This is a genomic window from Vibrio sp. V42_P2S4T144 (assembly GCF_009904715.1).
Classification (GTDB): domain Bacteria; phylum Pseudomonadota; class Gammaproteobacteria; order Enterobacterales; family Vibrionaceae; genus Vibrio; species Vibrio alginolyticus.
The window spans coordinates 1-19,533 of record NZ_WXWS01000210.1; the positions used below are offsets into that span (position 1 = coordinate 1).

A 19,533-nucleotide genomic window follows, 5' to 3' on the forward strand; every position below is an offset into this window, starting at 1 on the left:
CTACTTATGGCTTCAGCAGCACAAGCAGAAGTATACGTTGGTGGTAAGATGGGTAAGTCATGGATGGAAGACGCGTGTGTAGCGGGCCAGGCTTGTGACAAAGACGATTCTACTCTTGGCGCTTTTGTTGGTTACGAAATGAATAAATACTTCGCAGTAGAAGCGGGTTTCGACAATATCGGTGATTTTAACCAAACTTCTTTCGGTGGCCACGTAGAAGCGATCACTCTTGCTCCTAAATTTAGCCTACCAATCACTGAAGACATCGCACTTTACGGTAAAGTGGGTGGCGCTTACGTAATGTTTGATGGCAAAGATGATTACTCTTACCTAGGCGCGGCTGGTCTTGAATTCAACCTAAGCCAAAACGTAACAGCTCGTGCGGAATACCAAACACTGACTGACATCAGCAACGATGTAACTCGTGCGACAGGTAACACTGCAACACTAGGTGTTTCTTTCAAATTCGGCGGCAACGATGAGCCAGTAATCGTAGAAGAGCCAGTTGTTGTTGAAGAAGTGGTTGTAGAAGAAGTGGTAGAAGAGCCAGTTGTAGTTACGAAAACATTCGAAACTCAAACAATTGGTACAGGTAGCTTCGATCTAAACAGCACAACTCTAAAACCAGAGAGCGCTGCAAAACTTGATAACCTAGTTGCTTTCCTAAACGAGCACCCACAAGCGAACGTTGAAGTTGTAGGTTACACAGATACGTCTGGCCCAGCAGCTTACAACCTAAAAGTTTCTGAGAAACGCGCTGAGTCTGTTGCTAACGCACTCGTTGAAAAAGGTATTGATTCATCACGTATCCAAGCTCGTGGCGAAGGTGAAAACAACCCAATCGCTTCAAACGACACTCGTGAAGGTCGTCAACAAAACCGTCGCGTAGAAGTCGTTGTTCCAGAATTTGAATACCAAGTTCAGCAATAAGCTCCTATTCGACCGTAGTATAGAAGACTGAAGCTGAAAGCCCCAAAGAGTTCGCTCTTTGGGGCTTTTTATTTCTCTTTAAAAACTGACTGAAATGTTCAAAGTGGCCAGGTATTATTTAAGATCAATGCTGTTTAAACGCCCCATAAATGTCAGGATCTCCAAGTTATCTTTATGTGCTTCTAACAACGCTTTTTTGGTTTGCATGTAGGCGGCAAGTTTGCCGTACTTACTAATAGAGCGAACCACCGTTTTATATTTATACTCACCGTCATCATTGAACTCTCGCCACTTGGCGATGTAACACGTATCTCGGTTGTCAGGGTTTTCAAGAGTAGGGTTAGGCTTGTGAACGATTTTAGGCTCAACGCTATGTGGAAGCCTAGTCATTAGGTAAGGGTCTTTCAAAAGACGTCGCCAGAATTTGCCCCACATTTGCCGGCCTAACTCGTTTCTCAGCTTAATGGCTTTTTGTAAGCCTTTCTTTTCTCCAATACGAACAAATCCTACCGAGCGGTGTAGTACCGTATCCTCGGGGGTATGGATATGTATCTTAAAGGCTGTCTTGCCTTTAGAAATAAAGCGGTGTCCAGTGTTAGTTATTAAATTGCTCTTAGACATAGTGCTAACTAATAATTTTATTAATAGCTAAAAGGGTAAGCAAAACTCATAGATAATTAAAGTAATAAAATACAAAACTGTAAATAGGGCTTGTTGAAATGATTTCAAGGGGAAGAAGTCAGATCAGTAGAAGGGTTTATCCCGTAACCGAAACACCCGATCCGATCATATTGATTACTGGGAAGATTATCTAACACGGTGTACTAGGGGGAGCAGTGCGAGGCTTGAAATTGAAGATACAAAAAAGCCTTAGCTCAAGTGGGAGCTAAGGCTATGATATGGCGCCCCCAGTAGGATTCGAACCTACGACCTGTCCCTTAGGAGGGGACTGCGCTATCCAGCTGTGCCATGGGGGCGTAATACCAATAGTTGCAGTTCATTGCACTGTTTTACTGAGTTCAAATCTAGCAATCTACCAGATCTGTATCAGCATCACGTTGAACGATTCGCTACGGTCATTGGTATAATCAAATAAGATGCGCTGCCTATGATATTCAAAAGTGAGCATATCTCAAGACTTAATGTTTGCTTTTATAGGATCTTGTTCATTACGTCGCCAATTTGAACGCTAGACGCTAAATTTGGCTGATCAATCGTCAGTTCCGCTTCGTGTTCGTATATGCGTGATACCGTTAATGTAATTTCGCTTTGCGAGACTTTGTTTCTTGGCAATCCATTTTGGTCGATAAACGACGCGGTGTGCCAAAGCTGCAATTTGTCTCCCTCTTTTACGCCGTGCATACGGCCGAGATCCATCGTTACGGTATTACCGAAGACTGCCACAACCTCTGGCAATGTAATTTTGCAAGACAGCTCCGACTCCAGATCCAACATAATATTGCGACTAACGCGAAGCATCATCTCGCCATAGGTCGATGCCCAAAAACGTGCACTACGAGTGTCCACTTGACTCGTCTTAGCAAATGGCCAACGCGCGACCTCACGGTAGGCTTTGTTGAAGATTTCATGGCCAGTTTTACCATCAAATACTTTCATTTCTAACGCAAACTGACGATTGATGATGTCATCTTGCAATAGTTGAGATTCGACCGTTGCAGTGAGATCGGTAATGACCCCTCCAATGATGTATTGTGCGCCATTGTCTTGCGCGATCATTTGAGTGCGAGCAGGATAGTTGCTGCTTATTGAGTAGTCCGTTGTACCAACAGACACAAAGCTGCGTGAGGTTTGATCAAGTTGACGGTTCACTACGTGGCTAAAATCGTCACCAACTTGATAAATTTGTCCCATCACTGCTTGTTGTGGTGATGCGACCTCAATATTGCCGACCAGCATTGTCTTTTTGTATTGATCGGTGTGGCAACCCGTTGCCGATGGATAAATATCAACGCGGATTTTTACCTCGACTTTACCGCGACGTTTGCGTTCAGATTCGACCAAAATGTAACGGACTTCATGATTGGTAAACTGGTATTCGTTGCGGCTTTCTTCTAATAGCGGCATCAAGTTGCTAATACTGCCAATATCTGCGCCCGAAAAATTGACGGCTTTGAACAGCGCGTCTTCCAACGCATGGAGCCTTGCCGTCTCTTCTGAGGAAACGATGGTGGCAACGCCTGTGACTTCATACCAAGATGCCATTACCTTAAAAGGCACAAGCATCACTAAAGTGATTGAAAACAGACTGTTTAATATTTTTTTCATTGGTTACAACCGTTCGGGTATAAATATTGCTTTAACAAATTCAGTGAAGTTTGGTGGGTTTTTCTTCGTTAGGCAAACAAAGAAAAGCAAAGACTGTTCCAATATTCACTTTCTTGGAAAGGAATTAATAAAGAACGGTATCACCTAAGATTATCTGGAGAATCAAACCATGAAAAAGTGGCTTGTCGCCGCATCGATGATGACGCTTCTGACATCGTGCGCGTACTCACCGATTTACAATGGTAAAGAACCGTACTCGGGAAGCCAGTTCATGCTGATGGATAGTCCGCGTCATACGATGGACTTTTTCATTGAGAGCATGACAGAAGACCTGATGGTTTCTAATGTGGCAGTATCAGCGCGGACACCGATTGCGATTACCTCGTTTGTTGATCTACAAAATATGGATGCAACAAACTGGTTAGGTAACTCGGTCTCTGAAGGTTTTATCCATCAGTTTCAGCGCCGAGGGTTTAAAGTGGTTGATTTCAAAACTACGGGCTCTATTCAAGTGACGCAGCAGGGCGATTTTGCTTTAAGTCGTGATTGGCAAGATTTAGCTCAAGAGCAGCAAATTCAGTATGTACTGACCGGAACAATGCTGCGCCAAGAGGGCGGAGTGCTTGTCAATGCACGCGTGGTTGGCATGCAAAGCCGTGTAGTTGTAGCGACAGCGCAAGGTTTCCTTCCGGCTGACCGTATTGGGCGTGACTTAGATACGTTAAATAGCATCCGCACACAAGATGGTGTGTTGATTCGTTCTGACCCTACCATTCGTCAGCCGTACACTGTGATTCTCCGTCCATAGGATAGAAGCATGAAGAAGTTATTATTTATTGTTGCCACACTGATATTGGTTGGGTGTCAGCCATTACAACAGATGCGTCAAGATGAAATCTTAGTGGCGGTGGGCTACGCTAGCGTCAGTGAGCAAACAGGCCGCACAGTAGAAGAAAAGCGTGTACGAGCAATGCGCGCATCAAAAATTGATGCTTATCGTGAGCTAGCAGAGCAAGTTTATGGCATGCGTGTTAGTGGACGTGCAGAGCTGCAAGACCAGCGTTTGGGTATTGAAAGCACCACTGGTGCCGTCGATGGTGTAATTCGTGGTGCAGAAGTTGTGCGTAGTTATCTTGTTGAAGACAGTTATGTGACTGAGCTGCGTCTGGATATCCGTAAAATGGATAAGCTACGTGATTACGGAGAAGTTCAACAGGTGCCTGAGAAGCGTCAACAAACCTTGTTTTAAACCATTTCACTAGACAGATAATCTTTTTGAGCGGCTGATTGGTAACAATGAGTCGCTTTTTTATATCTACGTGAGCGCGGGAATTGAGGGTAGGAGTGACGTTTAAGCTTTTATATTGGTGCCAAGCGTCGAGATGGTGTGGGTTTTTCCGCCCGCATTGTAGGTCATGCCAACTTTGCCATGAGTTCGCTGGAGCATGTTGTTGAGTTTATTGAAGCTCAGCTGTGCGCGACTAAGCGATTCGCCATTTACTTGGTTAACTTGTTGACAGTCGAGGACGATCGATTGGATTTGAGCAACAACCTGACTTAGGTGCTCATCTTCAGTAAGTTGATTGACGTGCGGGTGAGAGGCGATTCGCTGATCAGTTGTTCTGAGCTGATCAATGAGCGTCATCTTCTGTTTGGCAATGTTCTCAATCTCGGTAGAGACACGCGCCGTTATTGCTTGTGTTTCTTGGCGTAAAACAGCGGAAAGTGCCTTAGCATTTTCTAGCTGGAAATTAACGAGATCGACTAATGCTGCCATAAAATACTTACCTTCGGCCTAAGTCAGTTAGCTTTTGCCTTGCAATTCGTTTTCAAACTTAATCATGTTGTCAGCCAATTTTTCAGGATCGACTTTGTATGAACCGTTTGTGATAGCTTCTTTGATTGCTGCAACTTTGGCGCTGTCATATGCCGGAGAAGCTGCCATATCCTTCTGGAGTTTACTGACGGCTTTACTTTGCTGGCTGAGTGATACTGCGTCTTGTTGCGCTGGCGCCTTTTTTGATTCTGTCGTGCTGGTAGCATTGGAATCGTTACGTGCAGGTGCGCGACTTGTTGTCGTCATCATTTGCCCTGAACGTATATTATCTATACCTGCCATGTTTAACCTTTGCCTTGTATCGTAATACTGGTATCCAGACTATCGACCAGCGCAAAAATAACTTTAGTCATTTTTTGCATTTTTATTGATCAGTTTAAACACGCTACCAGTGGGTATTAAAAATTAACAGTGATTTCCGCAATGTCAGTCACTATGCCTTCTATTATACGTTGTGACTTATCATTTTTCACTCTTACTTGATCGCCAGCTGAACCATCCTGCAATGCTGTGCCTTGCGTTGTGATCGTCATGCCAGAATTCACCGCTTTGATAATGACCTTTTCATTTCGGCATACCACACAAACATCATTTCTCTCTACGACATCGCCTAAGCGAACATTACGCTTTAGCTTTGCCCCAACCACTTGATCGTAGCTAGAAAATCCATCTTTACGAAAGCGCTGTAGCTCGATCATGGAAGTGGTAACATCCGATGCGCTGACGATTTCTCCTCTCCCTAGTGTTCGTGTCGCGACGATCATTGGTACTGATACCGAGATCCTCACAGGGACATAGACTTTCCAGTCATCCGGTTGGCATTCCACTAACACATTGATGTTACTTCTCGTGCTGCTGGTGGAAGAGGCAGATGTATCTAACGGAACAGGGCAATCCGTTGCTTTTATTCTCGAGTCGATCTCTGCCGCATTAACAGATAGCTCGCCACCATCAGGCTGATCAACCGTAGCAAGAATATGTTGTTCTGCTGCTGTTTTTATTTGCTCGATCTGATTATCTGAAGCTGAATGAACAAAAAAGCTAAACATACTGAGCAAAATGCCGATAGACTTAGCGTACTTTGTAATTAGCGCTCTACATATTGTCATAGTCAATGGTGTCGAAGTGAAAGTGAAATACGCCATACTGTCTCCCTGGTATCGTGCTTGCCAGTGGTAGAGTATCATTTAAAAACAAAAAGTTTGAGATGGAGATGAGCATATGACGGGGATTCTTGACTCGGTGAATCAGCGTACGCAACTCGTCGGTCAGAACCGATTGGAATTATTGACCTTTCGACTGATGGGCCGACAGCGCTACGGCATTAACGTATTCAAAGTGAAAGAAGTACTACAGTGCCCTAAGCTGACTTCAATGCCAAATCTACACCCTCTGGTTAAAGGTATCGCTCATATCCGCGGCCATACCGTGTCCGTTATTGATTTGAGCCTGGCAATTGGTGGCCGCCCAACCACTGATTTAGATAAATGTTTTGTTGTTATTGCAGAATTTAACCGTACGATCCAAGCATTTTTGGTATCATCGGTTGAGCGTATTATCAATATGCATTGGGAAGCGATTTTGCCACCGCCAGACGGCGCAGGTAAAGCGCACTATTTGACTGCCGTGACAAACATTGACAATGAGCTGGTTGAAATCCTTGACGTTGAAAAAATCCTGGCAGAAATTGCGCCAGTTGATGAAACGATGGATTCCGCTATTGGCGAAGAAATCGCACAAGCAGAGCAAGAAAAGCCTATTGTACGCCGCATACTGATTGCTGATGACTCGACGGTCGCGCGTAAACAGGTAGAGCGTGCGATTACATCCATCGGTTTTGAGGTCGTATCTGTCAAAGACGGCAAAGAAGCGTACAATAAGTTGATTGAAATGGCTCAAGAAGGCAATATCTACGATCAAATTTCGTTGGTTATTTCCGATATTGAAATGCCAGAAATGGACGGCTATACCTTAACGGCTGAAATTCGCAGACATGCCGATTTGAAAGACCTTTATGTTATCCTCCATTCTTCATTAAGTGGTGTATTCAACCAAGCTATGGTTGAGCGTGTAGGTGCCAACACCTTCATTGCGAAATTTAACCCAGATGAGTTGGGTAACGCGGTTAAATCTGCATTAACACAATAAAAGAGACATTAATGACTGCTATTACAATCAGTGATCAAGAGTATCGTGACTTTAGCCGTTTTCTAGAATCGCAATGTGGCATCGTGTTAGGTGATAGCAAGCAATACCTCGTGCGTAGCCGACTGAGTCCTTTAGTGACGAAGTTTAAGCTCGCATCGTTATCAGATTTGCTACGTGATGTTGTTACAGGGCGTAATCGAGAATTACGAGTCGCCGCTGTGGATGCGATGACGACTAACGAAACCTTGTGGTTTCGAGATACTTATCCGTTCACGGTTTTAGCTGACAAATTATTGCCAGAAGTAGCGGCAAGTAAGCGCCCAATTAAGATCTGGTCTGCTGCCAGTTCATCGGGCCAAGAACCGTATTCTATTGCAATGACGATCCTGGAAACGCAACAGCGCAAGCCGGGCTTGTTACCAAACGTGTCCATTACAGCCACAGATATTTCGGCAAGTATGCTCGAGATGTGTCGTGCAGGGGTGTACGACAACTTGGCTTTGGGTCGCGGGCTTTCACCAGAACGTCGTCGCACCTTCTTTGAAAATGCGGACGGTGGTCGCATGAAAGTCAAAGATAACGTCAAGCGTTTGGTGAACTTTCGTCCACAAAACTTGATGGACAGTTACGCACTGATGGGTAAGTTCGACATCATTTTCTGTCGTAACGTATTGATTTACTTTTCTCCAGAAATGAAATCTAAAGTGCTTAACCAAATGGCGAGCAGTTTAAACCCTGGTGGTTACTTGCTGTTAGGGGCATCAGAGTCGCTAACTGGTCTGACTGATAAATTTGAAATGGTGCGCTGTAATCCGGGCATCATTTACAAGCTTAAATAGCGGTATCTCTTCATTGATAGAAAAGCCTGACTTCGTGTCAGGCTTTTTTGTTTGTTACTTTCTGCGCCGAGCGCTTCATGTATCACTCAATTAGTTGAAGCGCGTTTTTGCCTTGTGCCCTCAACACGGTGTATCTTTATTAAGTGAGCAAAGTGATACGACATGACATTCCAGTTACTTTGGCTCACTTATTGCTATTTCAATTCACGGTAACCACTAGGTTGGTGTAATGCTTTAGGTTTTGGCATGCTAATTGCTTTTTGGTTATCAATCACGGTCAGTTCTTAATTGTAGAGGCAAACATGGCTATATCTTTTGACAATGCACTAGGCATCCACCAGCACACGGTGGGCGTACGTGAGCGCAATGCAGAGGTGATTTCCACCAATATCGCACAAGCAAACACGCCTGGTTACAAAGCAAGAGGTTTAGACTTTGCGAAGGAATTGCAAGCGGCAACATCTGGGGCAAGCATTGGTCTTAGTCGCACAGATGGTCGGCATATTCCTGCCACTACAACGTTGGTTGGGGACAAGTTATATCGTCTTCCTACGCAACCAGATACGGGAGATGGCAACACGGTAGACTTGGATTTAGAGCGTAACTTGTTTATGCAAAACCAAATCAGACACCAAGCATCACTCGACTTTCTAGGCAGCAAATTCAAGAACTTAACCAAAGCAATCAAAGGGGAATAATTTAGATGAGCTTATTTAACGTTTTCAATGTGACAGGTTCCGCAATGAGCGCTGAATCCGTTCGTCTGAATACTACCTCAAGCAACTTGGCGAACGCCGACAGTGTCAGCAGCTCTGCGAAAGACACTTACAAAGCGCGTCATGCAGTGTTTGGTGCAGAGTTAAGTAACGCCATGCGTGGCGGTGATACGGTGCCAGTGAAAGTGATGGGTATTGTAGAAAGTGATAAACCGCTGAGTGCGGAGTACAACCCAGACCATCCCCTTGCAAACGAAGAAGGCTACATTTACAAGCCTAACGTCAATGTAATGGAAGAAATGGCAAACATGATTTCAGCTTCTCGTGCATACCAAACTAATGTACAGGTCGCTGATTCTAGTAAACAAATGCTGCTGCGTACGCTGCAGATGGGTCAATAAGGATAAGGGGGTAGCGTATGGCCGGAATTAACAACGTTGGTCAAAGCGGCTTGTCCTATATCGACCAGCTTAAAAGTCTACAAGAGAGTAACAAGAAAGCGGAAGAGAGCACGGGTAAGCAGGACCTAAAACAGGAAGACTTCTTATCATTGCTCACGAAGCAACTGTCTCAGCAAGACCCTTTTAAGCCGGTAAGTAATGACCAGATGATTGCGCAAATGGCTTCATTTGCGACCGTTGATGGCATTGGCAAGATGAACACTCAGTTTGAGAGTTTGAATTCGTCAATGACATCAAATCAAGCGTTACAAGCTTCCTCTTTGGTAGGGCGTGACGTATTGGTCCCAGGAGCAGCAGGTGTGAAGCAGGACGACGCACCAATGGCGGCAATGGTTAAGCTTTCACAATCTATCGATAATCTGTTTGTTCGTGTAGAGGATGAAGCTGGCCAACTGGTTCGTACCTTTGAGGTAGGGGCGAAACCAGCCGGCGACACGCGTGTGCTTTGGGACGGTAAAGATGAAAGCGGAAATCCACTGCCAGCTGGCAAATACAAAGTGAAAGCGTCTGGCTTAGTTGAAGGGGAGTCGCAAGAGTTCCCAGTATCGACATACGCCAACGTAAACAGCGTATTGCTTGGCAAAGGTGACGGAAACGTATTACTCAATCTGGCTGGTTTTGAATCGCCAGTTCGACTTGCAGAAGTATTGGAAGTCGGCAAAGCGTAGTCATAGCTCGCTAGATTAGGAGATTTTGGAATGTCATATGTATCTTTAAGCGGTTTGTCCGCCGCCCAACTGGATTTGAATACCACCAGTAACAACATTGCGAACGCCAACACTTACGGCTTTAAAGAGTCCCGTGCTGAGTTTGCTGATGTCTACTCTAACTCTTTATTTACTAACGCAAAAACCACACCGGGTGGTGGTGCGCAAGCAAGCCAAGTGGCACAGCAGTTCCATGAAGGCTCTAGCATTTACACCAACAACCCAATGGATTTGCGTGTTTCGGGGACAGGTTTTTTCGCTGTAGCGAAAGAGCGTCTAACTCCACAACAGAATGAACTGACACGTAATGGTGCATTTCACTTAAATAAAGAAAACTACATGGTGACCGCGAACGACGAGTTCTTATTAGGTTACCAAGTGGACCCAAGCTCTGGTGAGGTTTCTTCATACGAGCCACAACCCATCAATATTCCTGCTGAATTTGGTAAGCCAAAACAAACAGCAAACATTGAAGTGGGTGTGAACTTGCCAGCGAACGGCGATTTGAAAGATCCAACGCAGTTTGATTTTTCAGACCCAGATACATACAACCGTTCAACCTCTTCGACAATTTATGACTCGATGGGTCAGTCTTACAAGCTAACGACGTATTACTTGAAAGATCAGACTCAGCCAAATACATGGAACACTTACTACACCGTGACAGATAAAGAAGGTGAAAAGCCTTTAAATGTTGCGGCTGGTGATGCGCAAACGCCAACAGGTCATGTGGGGCATACCATGAAGTTCAACAACGATGGTACGTTGGCGAGCTTGAACAATGGTCAGCCAATCACTTCTGTGGCTCTGGGCGATCCGGCGACGAACACGACACCAGTCGATATGAATGGTGCTGATCCTGCGCAGACGCTTAACTTCGGCTTAGGCTCAGCAACACAGTTTGCGGCTCCGTTCGAACTGACTAAGTTTGACGAAGACGGTGCAACAACGGGCTTCCTAACCAAAGTTGACTTCGATGAAAACGGCAGCGTATTGGGGACTTACTCAAACGGTGAAAACGTTACATTGGGTCGTGTTGCTCTCGTACGTGTTCCAAACGAGCAAGGTCTGGATAAGAAAGGCGGCACTCAATGGGATTCAACGCAGTTCTCTGGTGACAAGATCTGGGGTGAATCAAATAAAGGCTCTTTCGGCACCATCAATAACGGTATGCTGGAACAGTCAAACATTGATATGACGCAGGAGTTGGTGGACCTGATCTCTGCTCAGCGTAACTTCCAAGCAAACTCACGTTCGCTAGAAGTACACAACCAACTACAACAGAATATCTTACAGATCCGTTAGAGCACTAGCTGGGTCATTCGATACTCTGCTTGAGTAAGCAATGGCGTGTGATTGCTTCTTAGTAATTACCGCTTTGTTCACTTTCATCATGACATTCATCTGATGCTTAGCCTGAATACACCTCACTCAGGCTAAGCATGCTTTGATCTACGATTTGCCGCTGTTGCCGCCGTATGGATCAAAACCTTGCCTCTCGTTACAGTTTTCTGCCTCTATTGACCTCTTTTCATTGTTGGCTCTTGATCCAAAGTATTGATTTATAAGTCTATTTTTGTTTTGGCATAACTATTGCTTTTACTCCGTGTACAGAGAGATTTTTTGGAGTAATTTATGGATCGCGCACTGTTTCTCGCAATGAGTGGCGCCAAGCAAAATATGCAGGCACTACAATTGCGCGCTAATAACTTGGCTAACGTAAGCACGACCGGATTTCGGGCTGATTTAGCACAGGCTCGCTCAATGCAGGCTTATGGTGAAGGCCATCCTTCACGTGTATTCAGCATGACAGAGCGTCCAGGGCATAACTTTGCTCAAGGTAGCGTGATTACAACAGGGCGTGATCTGGATGTGACGATTGAAGGCAGCGGTTGGATATCGGTACTCGATCACACAGGGAAAGAAGGGTTGACCCGTAACGGCAACCTAAAAGTCGATCAAAATGGCATGCTTACCAACGCAAGTGGTCATTTGGTGCTGGGTGAAAACGACGCGCCGATTACTTTGCCTATCCCTCTCTCCAAAATTGAAATCGGTCGGGATGGCACCATCTCTGTGCTTCCTCAAGGTGCCCCGGCAGAAGAATTCCAAGCGGTTGATCGCATTAAGCTTGTTAAGCCTAATGAGCAAAGCTTGTTTAAAGACACCAATGGCTTATTTCGCCATAAAACTCCAAACCAACCTTACGAAGCAGACGCGACTGTTAGCCTCCAGACGGGAGCGATAGAAGGCAGTAACGTGAATGCCGTAGGTGAAATGACCGCATTGATTGACTTACAACGTCAGTTTGAAATGCAAGTCAAGATGATGAGCACAGCTGAAGAAATGGATAAATCTTCAGATTCACTGCTTCGTATGAGTTAACAGAGTTAGAGGTTCACTATGCATCCAGCACTATGGGTAAGTAAAACAGGTCTAGACGCCCAACAAACCAACATTGCCACGATTTCGAACAACTTGGCGAACGCCTCTACTGTCGGCTACAAAAAGAGCCGTGCAGTATTCGAAGATTTGTTCTATCAGAACATCAACCAGCCTGGCGGCCAGTCATCTCAGAACACGGAACTGCCAAGTGGCTTGATGCTAGGTGCGGGTTCTAAAGTGGTTGCGACGCAAAAAGTGCACACGCACGGCAATGCACAGACAACGACTAACGCACTGGACATGATGGTGGAAGGCGACGGTTTTTTCCAAGTGACATTGCCGGACGGCAACATCGGTTATACCCGTAACGGTCAGTTCACGCTCAATGGTGAAGGTACGTTAGTCACGTCGGGTTCTGGCTACCCTGTAGAGCCTGAAATTGTGATTCCAGAAGATGCGATTTCTATTACTGTCGGTACGGATGGTGAAGTGTCGGTTCGCGTCCGAGGTCAGCAAGACAACCAAGTCGTTGGTCAGCTAACCATTACAGACTTTGTTAACCCGGGTGGCCTAGAGCCAATTGGTCAGAACCTTTACTTACCAACGGGTGCCAGTGGCGATCCACAAGAGGGTGTTCCTGGTTTGGACGGTTTGGGGGAAATTCGTCAATCCATGCTGGAAGCGTCCAACGTGAATGTAACAGAAGAGTTGGTCAATATGATCGAAGCCCAGCGCGTTTACGAAATGAACTCAAAAGTGATCTCGTCAGTCGATAAGATGATGAGCTTCGTTAACCAGCAATTGTAACGATTAAGAGCAAGATTTGAGGAGCTCACGATGAAACGTATTTGCCTACTCGCTTTGATTGCTACGATGTCGGGCTGTGCCATGTTGGAACCGATTGAAACGGAAGAAGTGACACAAGCAACCACTGTGGTCGACGCAGTAGAAGGTGATAAATCGAAAGAAGAGAGCAGCGGTATTGTAGATACTTTACGTGGTAGAAGCGATCCGGTTGCTGGCGACCCTGCTTGGGCTCCAATTCATCCGAAAAACAAACCTGAGCATTACGCTGCTGCAACAGGTTCGTTGTTTAGCGCCGAGCACATTACCGATCTCTACGACGATTCTAAACCACGTGGTATTGGCGACATTATTACCGTAACACTTGATGAGACAACCAGTGCGACGAAAAGCGCAAATGCCGATTTATCGAAAACCAATGAAGCGCAAATGGACCCGCTTCAAGTGGGCGGAGAAGAGCTGAAAATTGGCGGAAAATATAATTTCTCTTATGACTTAAACAACTCCAACTCATTTGCAGGTGACTCTTCTGCAAAGCAGAGCAACAGCATCAGTGGTTACATCACTGTTGAGGTGATCGAAGTACTGGCAAACGGCAACCTCGTGATCCGCGGTGAGAAGTGGATGACGCTAAATACGGGTGATGAGTACATACGTTTAAGTGGCACTATTCGTCCGGATGATATTAATTTCGACAACACCATTGCATCAAATCGCGTTTCTAACGCAAGAATTCAATACTCAGGGACTGGTTTGCAACAAGATATGCAAGAGCCAGGCTTCTTGGCACGATTCTTTAATGTAGCGCTATAACACGCCGTGCTGACGGCAATTTGACTGCAAGAGATAAGTAAGCATGAAAAAACTCCTTTTAGTACTGATGAGCGTTGCTCTGTTTTCTACCGTAGCCCAAGCCGCACGTATCAAAGACGTCGCGCAAGTGGCAGGTGTACGAAGCAACCAACTCGTGGGTTATGGTTTGGTTTCAGGCTTACCTGGTACGGGTGAAGCGAACCCGTTTACAGAGCAAAGTTTCGCCGCCATGCTGCAAAACTTCGGCATTCAGATGCCGCCGGGCACAAAGCCAAAAATTAAAAACGTTGCCGCAGTCATGGTTACGGCAGAATTGCCGCCTTTCTCTAAACCGGGTCAGCAAGTGGACGTGACTGTCTCTTCCATCGGAAGTGCTAAAAGTTTGCGTGGTGGTACGCTACTACAAACGTTCCTCAAAGGTCTCGACGGTCAAGTTTACGCGGTTGCTCAAGGTAACTTAGTGGTGAGCGGCTTCAGTGCTGAAGGCGCTGACGGTTCTAAAATCGTAGGTAACAATCCAACCGTTGGTCTTATCTCTAGTGGTGCGACAGTAGAGCGAGAAATTCCAAACCCATTTGGTCGTGGTGATTACATCACGTTCAACTTGCTTGAGTCAGACTTCACAACGGCTCAACGTATGGCGGATGCTGTAAACAACTTCCTTGGCCCACAAATGGCGAGCGCTGTTGACGCGACATCAGTGCGCGTGCGTGCTCCTCGTGACGTCAGCCAGCGTGTTGCGTTCTTATCGGCAATTGAAAACCTAGAGTTTGACCCAGCAGATGGTGCAGCCAAAATCATCGTTAACTCTCGCACGGGCACCATCGTAGTTGGTAAGCATGTGCGTCTTAAACCAGCAGCAGTAACGCACGGCGGCATGACGGTTGCGATCAAAGAAAACCTGAATGTTAGCCAACCTAACGGCTTTTCTGGTGGGCAAACCGTAGTCGTACCAGACTCGGATATCGAAGTCAGCGAAGAGCAAGGCAAAATGTTTAAGTTCGAACCAGGCTTAACGTTGGATGATTTGGTCCGTGCCGTGAACCAAGTCGGGGCTGCGCCTTCGGACTTGATGGCAATTTTACAAGCATTGAAGCAAGCTGGTGCCATTGAAGGCCAGTTGATCATCATTTAATGGTTAGGAGGTAGGTATAATGAACAATCCTAACGACATTGGTTTTATCCATGACATCAGTTCTCTGGATACTCTGCGTCAAAAAGCAGTGAAAGAGGGAAAAGATGGCGAGCAAGAAGCATTGCATGCGGCTGCTCGTCAGTTCGAATCGATCTTCACCTCCATGATGTTGAAATCCATGCGTGAAGCCAATGAGGGCTTTGAGTCCAACATGATGAACAGCCAAAACGAGAAGTTCTACCGACAAATGTTGGATGAACAGATGGCGAGTGAATTGAGTTCGTCTGGTTCAATGGGACTGGCCGATATGATTGTTAAGCAATTAACGGCTGGGCAAGGGAACGACAAAAAAGAAACGGCTATGCGTGATGCGGCAAACAATGCTGCGGAATATCGTCGTGTTGACCCGAAAAAAGCGCGCGAGATTGAACAGCGCTTGATTGAATCTGGTCAACTATCTCGACCAAGCAATGAACCCACTCGATTCGATTCACCAGAATCCTTTGTTAACTCGATGAAGCCATACGCGGAGAAAGCTGCGAAAGCCCTAGGAGTCGAGCCATCTCTGCTACTTGCGCAAGCCGCTTTGGAAACGGGGTGGGGGCAAAAGGTCGTGAAGAACGCGCGTGGCAGCAGCAACAACTTATTTAATATCAAAGCAGATCGAAGCTGGCAGGGTGACAAAGTGACGACTCAAACTTTAGAGTTCCACGATAACACGCCAGTGAAAGAGACGGCAGCGTTTCGCTCATACTCAAGTTACGAAGACAGCTTTAATGACTTTGTACGATTTTTGAATGACAACCCACGTTACGAGACAGCATTGCAGCAACGCGGGAATTCAGAGTCGTTTATTCGCGGTATCCACAGTGCGGGTTACGCGACCGATCCGAACTACGCAGATAAAGTCCTGCAGGTGAAGGATAAAATCGAAAGTATGTAATGTCTCTGCGCCAATTTATGACGTTCTCGAAGGCTTGCCATAGTGCAAGCCTTCACTTTATCTGAATATCTACGCCTTTCTATCACTTGGCACATCTTTTGCTTTTAACGTGTCTAGGTGATCGGTTTTGCCGATTTATATTTCGTTTTTGGGGGCATGTATGGCGTCAGATCTTCTGAATGTAGGTACTCAAAGTGTGCTTACTGCTCAGAGACAATTAAACACCACTGGTCATAACATTTCTAATGTTAATACAGAGGGTTATAGCCGTCAGTCTGTTATCCAAGGCACGAATGATCCGCGCATGTTCGGTGGTTCTACCTACGGCATGGGTGTGCATGTGGAAAATGTTCGCCGCTCGTGGGATCAGTTTGCCGTGAATGAACTGAACCTGTCGTCGACCAACAATGCCAACAAAACGGATACCCAAGATAATCTTGATATGCTTTCTAGCATGTTGAGCTCTGTGGCATCGAAGAAAATTCCCGAGAACCTGAATGAGTGGTTCGATGCGGTAAAAACCATGGCAGATACCCCGAACGATTTAGGGGCACGAAAAGTGGTATTGGAAAAGGCGAAAATCTTCTCTGATACATTAAATGATTTCCACGAAACCGTGCGACTGCAATCTGATGTCACCAATAAAAAATTGGATATGGGCATTGAGCGCGTTAATCAACTTGCGTTGGAAATTCGCGATATTCATCGACTGATGATGCGCACCCCCGGCCCACATAATGACCTGATGGATCAGCATGAAAAGCTGGTTACTGAGCTGTCAGAGTACACCAAAGTTACCGTAACCCCACGCAAAAATGCGGAAGGGTTTAATGTTCATATCGGCAATGGACACACTCTTGTTTCTGGCACGGAAGCAAGCCAGCTCAAAATGATCGATGGCTATCCGGATGTTCATCAAAGACGATTAGCAATGGTGGAAGGGAATGGCATTAAAGCGATCAAGTCTGATGATATGGATGGCAAAATCGGCGCTTTACTTGAAATGCGCGACAAACACATCCCACAACTGCAAGATGAAATGGGCCGTTTAGCGACGGGCTTTTCCTACAAAATTAATCAGCTGCAATCTCAAGGTCTGGATCTCAACGGCAAGATAGGTAAAGACGTATTTACTGACGTGAACTCTGAGCTGGTGGCAAAATCTCGAGTTTTTGCTGCGCCTGACTCACAAGCTGATGTTGCGGTTTACATCGAGGACATTTCCGCGATCAAAGGTGGTGAATATTCGCTGCGTTATGATGGCGATCAATACAGCGTGACAACACCGAAAGGTGAGCAAATGTCGTTGAACATCGACCGTTCGGATTCGTCATTTGTTCTGGATGGTATGAAAGTGCAAATTGGTGAAGGCCTTGCCGCCGGTGAGCGCGTATTGCTCCGCCCAACGAGAAGTGGTGCAGCCATCATAAAGATGGAAACCAATGATGCAAAAGCTATTGCCGCACAAAGTTATGAAGCCTCAACCACTTTTGCACAAGGTAACGCCAAGTTTAAAATTCGTGAGGCGGGGGATGTTAAAGAGTTTGAGGTTACCGTACAACCAGCCGACGAGAAGCATGATAAGCCGTGGTTAAAGATCACGGATAACAAGGGTAATTTACTATCGGACAAATACTCATACCCGTTAGATAAAGATAACCCGATGATTGAAATCTCAGTGCCGAAAAGCCATCCGCTGTATAAAAACGGCGATGCAACCGTGTTTGAGTTGAGTGAAGGCGCACTGATGAATGATAAATTCACCGCAAACTTGGTGCCTTCTGAAGGTGGTAACGGCAACTTGAGAAAAATGCAGAAGATCCAAACAGACAAGATGATGGATGGAAAATCCAGTACCTTGATCGATGTTTATCATAACCTCAATACCGAAGTTGGACTGAAGTCTTCTACAGCAAACCGTTTAGCCTCCGTCGCTCGTTTAGAGCATGAAGCGGCGCAAGAGCGCGTTGCTTCTATTTCTGGTGTTAACCTCGATGAAGAAGCGGCCAACATGATGAAGTTTCAACAAGCGTACATGGCTTCATCACGTGTGATGCAAGCGGCGAATGATACCTTCAATACCATTTTACAACTGAGGTAAGGAGAAGAGATAAGTGCTAACCCGAATTTCTAGTTTCCATAACTATCAGTCCGTACAAAATGATCTGCGTCGTCAAGAGAATAAGGTTCACCACAACCAAGAGCAACTTGCTTCAGGGAAAAAGTTACTGAAACCTAGTGACGACCCCCTCGCTGCGCATTACATCCAAAACATTAGTCAGCAACAAGAGCAGCTACAACAATATCTTAGCTCTATAGTGTTGGTGCGTAATCGTCTAGAAAACCACGAAGTTAATATCGCCAATGCGGAGAATTTTGCCGACGAGTCGAAGCGCTTAACGATGGAGATGATTAACGGTGCCTTTTCTGCTGAAGACCGACAAGCAAAGAAGCGTGAGTTAGAAGAGATTGCGAACAATTTCCTTAACTTAGTGAACTCGCAAGATGAATCTGGTAACTACGTGTTTGCGGGTACTAAGCCAAAAAGCCAACCATTCTATCGCGATAAAGACGGTAGTGTTCAATACGCTGGGGACGATTATCAGCGCAAAATGAAAGTCTCCAGCATGCTTGAGATGCCAATGAACGATCCTGGCAGCAAGCTGTTTATGGAGATACCAAACCCATTTGGCGACTATCAGCCGAATTACGATCTACAAAACGGCTCTGAGCTGTTGCTAAACAAAGCCACTAACGTTGACGCGAAGGATGATGCGGCGTATCGCGTGACATTTGTCGATATGAATAACGGCAAATTTGGTTACCAATTAGAGCGTAACGGCAAAGTAGTGGATGCCGATGAGTTTTCTCCAGAGAAAGGGATTGAATACAAAGGCCTGAAAGTGCACGTAAAAGGCCAAATTACGCCTGGTGACAGCATTGAGATCGAAAAGCGGGCAGAGTTCAGCATTTTCGATACCTTCAAGGATGCAATGGCATGGTCAGACAAATCGGTTTCGGATACGTCGGCGACCGCCAAATTGCACCAAATGACAGAAGAATTCCACGCTGCTTTTATCCATTTGAATAAAGCGCGTACAGATGCCGGTGCTCGATTGAGTACGCTGGATATCCAAGAGCAAAATCATGAAGACTTTAATTTGTCTCTCGCAAAAGCGAAGAGCAACTTTGAGGACTTGGATTACTCTAAAGCCGTGATCGAGTTCAGTGAAAACTCGCGAGCGTTACAGGCATCGCAACAAGCATTCGGTAAGACCAAAGATCTAACGTTGTTTAACTACATCTAGTATGACACTCATACACATTGTCTGATTTTGATGCCTTATGTGCAAAGCCTTAAGCGCGATAAGTCGACGTAACCTGAGAGTCTGAGATGTCATGCGGCACGATTTTACCCAAAGCGGCAATGATGCGGGAGGCAAGTCGGGCGGCAACAGGGCAGCGTTCAATACCCTTGGGCTAAGATGAGGCTGACAAACCGGAAATAGCTTAATGATAAGGCTAACTT

21 protein-coding genes and 1 tRNA gene are annotated in these 19,533 nt (G+C 45.7%); 16 read left to right on the plus strand and 6 right to left on the minus strand.

Annotated features, from left to right (window positions below):
* Positions 1-930: OmpA family protein (locus CAG68_RS07410; RefSeq protein ID WP_161440973.1), on the plus strand; the 930-nt coding region annotated here is incomplete at its 5' end.
* 114 nt (positions 931-1,044) lie between these two features.
* On the opposite strand, the gene CAG68_RS07415 is transcribed toward CAG68_RS07410, so the two are convergent.
* The 3 genes from CAG68_RS07415 to CAG68_RS07425 all read right to left on the minus strand — a co-directional run bounded on the left by CAG68_RS07415 (position 1,045) and on the right by CAG68_RS07425 (position 3,216).
* Positions 1,045-1,551: a hypothetical protein gene (locus CAG68_RS07415; protein ID WP_005382011.1), complete on the minus strand. Its 507-nt coding sequence runs from the start codon at positions 1,549-1,551 to the stop codon at positions 1,045-1,047.
* Between the two features lie 279 nt (positions 1,552-1,830).
* A tRNA-Arg gene (locus CAG68_RS07420) sits at positions 1,831-1,907 on the minus strand.
* Between the two features lie 175 nt (positions 1,908-2,082).
* A complete protein-coding gene (locus CAG68_RS07425; RefSeq protein WP_005382012.1) occupies positions 2,083-3,216 on the minus strand; it encodes a flagellar assembly protein FlgT in 1,134 nt (377 codons plus the stop codon).
* A 169-nt stretch (positions 3,217-3,385) separates the two neighbouring features.
* On the opposite strand from CAG68_RS07425, the gene CAG68_RS07430 reads away from it, so the two are divergent.
* Both CAG68_RS07430 and flgP read left to right on the plus strand, forming a co-directional pair.
* Positions 3,386-4,024, plus strand: a complete 639-nt coding sequence (locus CAG68_RS07430) for a FlgO family outer membrane protein (protein WP_005382013.1) — start codon at positions 3,386-3,388, stop codon at positions 4,022-4,024.
* A gap of 9 nt (positions 4,025-4,033) precedes the next feature.
* Positions 4,034-4,465: a flagellar assembly lipoprotein FlgP gene (gene flgP, locus CAG68_RS07435; RefSeq protein WP_005382014.1), complete on the plus strand. Its 432-nt coding sequence runs from the start codon at positions 4,034-4,036 to the stop codon at positions 4,463-4,465.
* 102 nt (positions 4,466-4,567) lie between these two features.
* On the opposite strand, the gene CAG68_RS07440 is transcribed toward flgP, so the two are convergent.
* From CAG68_RS07440 to flgA, 3 genes are all read right to left on the minus strand, one after another.
* On the minus strand, positions 4,568-4,993 hold the full coding sequence (locus CAG68_RS07440) for a flagella synthesis protein FlgN (protein WP_005382015.1): 426 nt from the start codon (positions 4,991-4,993) through the stop codon (positions 4,568-4,570).
* Positions 4,994-5,020: 27 nt separating this feature from the next.
* On the minus strand, positions 5,021-5,335 hold the full coding sequence (gene flgM, locus CAG68_RS07445; protein WP_005382018.1) for a flagellar biosynthesis anti-sigma factor FlgM: 315 nt from the start codon (positions 5,333-5,335) through the stop codon (positions 5,021-5,023).
* A 116-nt stretch (positions 5,336-5,451) separates the two neighbouring features.
* Positions 5,452-6,198, minus strand: coding sequence for a flagellar basal body P-ring formation chaperone FlgA (flgA, locus tag CAG68_RS07450; RefSeq protein ID WP_005382020.1), 747 nt, complete (start codon positions 6,196-6,198; stop codon positions 5,452-5,454).
* Between the two features lie 76 nt (positions 6,199-6,274).
* Here flgA and CAG68_RS07455 point away from each other — a divergent pair, with 76 nt between their 5' ends.
* The 13 genes from CAG68_RS07455 to flgL all read left to right on the plus strand — a co-directional run bounded on the left by CAG68_RS07455 (position 6,275) and on the right by flgL (position 19,312).
* A complete protein-coding gene (locus CAG68_RS07455; protein WP_005382022.1) occupies positions 6,275-7,201 on the plus strand; it encodes a chemotaxis protein CheV in 927 nt (308 codons plus the stop codon).
* An 11-nt stretch (positions 7,202-7,212) separates the two neighbouring features.
* Entirely contained in the window at positions 7,213-8,040 is an 828-nt protein-coding gene (locus CAG68_RS07460) for a CheR family methyltransferase (protein WP_005382024.1), read from the plus strand.
* Between the two features lie 302 nt (positions 8,041-8,342).
* The gene (gene flgB / locus CAG68_RS07465; RefSeq protein ID WP_005382026.1) at positions 8,343-8,738 is read left to right on the plus strand and encodes a flagellar basal body rod protein FlgB; all 396 of its coding nucleotides are present in this window, start codon (positions 8,343-8,345) and stop codon (positions 8,736-8,738) included.
* A 5-nt stretch (positions 8,739-8,743) separates the two neighbouring features.
* Positions 8,744-9,157 (plus strand): flagellar basal body rod protein FlgC, encoded by a 414-nt coding sequence (gene flgC, locus CAG68_RS07470; protein WP_005393132.1) that lies wholly within the window; start codon positions 8,744-8,746, stop codon positions 9,155-9,157.
* A 17-nt stretch (positions 9,158-9,174) separates the two neighbouring features.
* The gene (gene flgD / locus CAG68_RS07475; protein WP_005382029.1) at positions 9,175-9,885 is read left to right on the plus strand and encodes a flagellar hook assembly protein FlgD; all 711 of its coding nucleotides are present in this window, start codon (positions 9,175-9,177) and stop codon (positions 9,883-9,885) included.
* A 30-nt stretch (positions 9,886-9,915) separates the two neighbouring features.
* Positions 9,916-11,229: a flagellar hook protein FlgE gene (gene flgE, locus CAG68_RS07480; RefSeq protein ID WP_005382030.1), complete on the plus strand. Its 1,314-nt coding sequence runs from the start codon at positions 9,916-9,918 to the stop codon at positions 11,227-11,229.
* 330 nt (positions 11,230-11,559) lie between these two features.
* A complete protein-coding gene (gene flgF, locus CAG68_RS07485; RefSeq protein ID WP_054576686.1) occupies positions 11,560-12,309 on the plus strand; it encodes a flagellar basal-body rod protein FlgF in 750 nt (249 codons plus the stop codon).
* An 18-nt stretch (positions 12,310-12,327) separates the two neighbouring features.
* Positions 12,328-13,116, plus strand: a complete 789-nt coding sequence (gene flgG / locus CAG68_RS07490) for a flagellar basal-body rod protein FlgG (protein ID WP_005382032.1) — start codon at positions 12,328-12,330, stop codon at positions 13,114-13,116.
* Positions 13,117-13,146: 30 nt separating this feature from the next.
* Positions 13,147-13,926, plus strand: a complete 780-nt coding sequence (flgH, locus tag CAG68_RS07495; protein WP_054576687.1) for a flagellar basal body L-ring protein FlgH — start codon at positions 13,147-13,149, stop codon at positions 13,924-13,926.
* Positions 13,927-13,969: 43 nt separating this feature from the next.
* Positions 13,970-15,061, plus strand: coding sequence for a flagellar basal body P-ring protein FlgI (locus CAG68_RS07500; RefSeq protein ID WP_005393118.1), 1,092 nt, complete (start codon positions 13,970-13,972; stop codon positions 15,059-15,061).
* Between the two features lie 16 nt (positions 15,062-15,077).
* Positions 15,078-16,004 (plus strand): flagellar assembly peptidoglycan hydrolase FlgJ, encoded by a 927-nt coding sequence (gene flgJ / locus CAG68_RS07505; protein ID WP_031779079.1) that lies wholly within the window; start codon positions 15,078-15,080, stop codon positions 16,002-16,004.
* Positions 16,005-16,164: 160 nt separating this feature from the next.
* Entirely contained in the window at positions 16,165-18,105 is a 1,941-nt protein-coding gene (gene flgK / locus CAG68_RS07510) for a flagellar hook-associated protein FlgK (protein ID WP_065274248.1), read from the plus strand.
* 13 nt (positions 18,106-18,118) lie between these two features.
* Complete coding sequence (flgL, locus tag CAG68_RS07515; protein ID WP_005382037.1) at positions 18,119-19,312, plus strand: flagellar hook-associated protein FlgL; 1,194 nt, start codon at positions 18,119-18,121, stop codon at positions 19,310-19,312.
* The last annotated feature ends 221 nt before the right edge of the window (positions 19,313-19,533 follow it).

Coding starts and splice junctions, on each gene's coding strand:
- flgP (WP_005382014.1), top strand. CDS start 4,034: ATGAAGAAGTTATTATTTATTGTTGCCACACTGATATTGGTTGGGTGT.
- flgH (WP_054576687.1), top strand. CDS start 13,147: ATGAAACGTATTTGCCTACTCGCTTTGATTGCTACGATGTCGGGCTGT.
- flgC (WP_005393132.1), top strand. CDS start 8,744: ATGAGCTTATTTAACGTTTTCAATGTGACAGGTTCCGCAATGAGCGCT.
- flgE (WP_005382030.1), top strand. CDS start 9,916: ATGTCATATGTATCTTTAAGCGGTTTGTCCGCCGCCCAACTGGATTTG.
- flgG (WP_005382032.1), top strand. CDS start 12,328: ATGCATCCAGCACTATGGGTAAGTAAAACAGGTCTAGACGCCCAACAA.
- CAG68_RS07440 (WP_005382015.1), bottom strand. CDS start 4,993: ATGGCAGCATTAGTCGATCTCGTTAATTTCCAGCTAGAAAATGCTAAG.
- flgK (WP_065274248.1), top strand. CDS start 16,165: ATGGCGTCAGATCTTCTGAATGTAGGTACTCAAAGTGTGCTTACTGCT.
- flgA (WP_005382020.1), bottom strand. CDS start 6,198: ATGGCGTATTTCACTTTCACTTCGACACCATTGACTATGACAATATGT.
- flgF (WP_054576686.1), top strand. CDS start 11,560: ATGGATCGCGCACTGTTTCTCGCAATGAGTGGCGCCAAGCAAAATATG.
- CAG68_RS07425 (WP_005382012.1), bottom strand. CDS start 3,216: ATGAAAAAAATATTAAACAGTCTGTTTTCAATCACTTTAGTGATGCTT.
- CAG68_RS07455 (WP_005382022.1), top strand. CDS start 6,275: ATGACGGGGATTCTTGACTCGGTGAATCAGCGTACGCAACTCGTCGGT.
- flgB (WP_005382026.1), top strand. CDS start 8,343: ATGGCTATATCTTTTGACAATGCACTAGGCATCCACCAGCACACGGTG.
- flgM (WP_005382018.1), bottom strand. CDS start 5,335: ATGGCAGGTATAGATAATATACGTTCAGGGCAAATGATGACGACAACA.
- CAG68_RS07430 (WP_005382013.1), top strand. CDS start 3,386: ATGAAAAAGTGGCTTGTCGCCGCATCGATGATGACGCTTCTGACATCG.
- flgD (WP_005382029.1), top strand. CDS start 9,175: ATGGCCGGAATTAACAACGTTGGTCAAAGCGGCTTGTCCTATATCGAC.
- CAG68_RS07460 (WP_005382024.1), top strand. CDS start 7,213: ATGACTGCTATTACAATCAGTGATCAAGAGTATCGTGACTTTAGCCGT.
- CAG68_RS07500 (WP_005393118.1), top strand. CDS start 13,970: ATGAAAAAACTCCTTTTAGTACTGATGAGCGTTGCTCTGTTTTCTACC.
- CAG68_RS07415 (WP_005382011.1), bottom strand. CDS start 1,551: ATGTCTAAGAGCAATTTAATAACTAACACTGGACACCGCTTTATTTCT.